Source organism: Streptomyces sp. NPDC029014, assembly GCF_055564695.1.
Map to the genome: position 1 here is coordinate 1 of NZ_JBVHVT010000249.1, position 1,092 is coordinate 1,092.

2 protein-coding genes are annotated in these 1,092 nt (G+C 61.0%); both read left to right on the top strand.

The window, feature by feature from the left end; translation table 11 throughout:
- A partial coding sequence (locus tag ACZ4VL_RS40870) for a hypothetical protein (RefSeq protein WP_468211142.1) occupies positions 1-689 on the top strand: 689 nt, incomplete at its 5' end.
- A 1-nt stretch (position 690) separates the two neighbouring features.
- A partial coding sequence (locus ACZ4VL_RS40875) for a hypothetical protein (protein WP_468211144.1) occupies positions 691-1,092 on the top strand: 402 nt, incomplete at its 3' end.

Consider the following 1,092-nt stretch of genomic DNA (forward strand, 5'->3'; position numbering starts at 1 on the left):
TGACGATGGGCTCCGTGCTTCGAAACGAAAGCGGTCAACCGCAATTCGATGTGACGGGAATATGGCTCGAGAACGGACGCACGGCAATCGGCGTCAAGGCGCGAGACTCCACGGTTACGGCCCGTGTCAACCAGATATTGATCGCCAATATCTGCAAGAACTTGACGATCGTCGATCCGGTGATCGCCGGGGCGCAATCCGATATGGAAGCCCGGTTCTCGAGCCCACGGAGTAATTCGGAAGCATCGTTCGATGTTGCCGTTCAATTGAACGTCGACGACGCGCACATTCGTGACGCTCACCACAACGATGACGCCATCGACGCCGGTTTCGACTTCGGCGGCGGCGCGCGTCAACGTCCGTTCGACCTCACGATCCATCGTGGAGCGCGTGAATTGACCATCGAGATCGCCGACGCGCGTGCGACGCCCGGACGCGAACCCGGCGAAACGCTCGTGTTGACGGGACTGGATTACACCGGTCGCCCGGCGTGGCGCGGTGTCATCGACATGTCGACGCCAGGTAGACGGACGATCGGTGAGCAGGAGGTATCGGGGATGCCACGTGATCAGCTGGCTGCTTTGCCGAACGTTCGCATCATGCGATTGAGAGTCGTATGTAACGCCGACCATTCTGCACCGGCGACACACGTGAAAGTGAAAATTCGACTGACCGATGAGGTGAAATGAGATGGACGAGCCACGTGGGATGTTCAATGTACGTCAAGCAATACCGCTTCTCTGCGTCGTGTCGACCGCGGCGGCGATCATGGCGCCGGCAACGTCGTTCGCCGCCTGTGCATTGCCTGGGTGTCACGGGCAGTCCAGATCCAGCACGGCCGCGAAGCAGGCAAGCGTGATCTACGGCGAACCGGCTGGAAACACGTTGGCAGGCAACGCGGGAACGTATCGGAAATCCGGATCGGACACGAGCGAGCTGCGGACTTTCGCGATGGCGGCCGCCGGCGCGAAGAATCCGTACGCCGACGACGTGGAGCGGATGGGATACGTTCACGGCAGTATGTACTCGGGAATGAGCGCCGGTTCGGTATCGAGCCTGCGCTCCGCGCGGGGTGCGGGGATGGGAAGATCG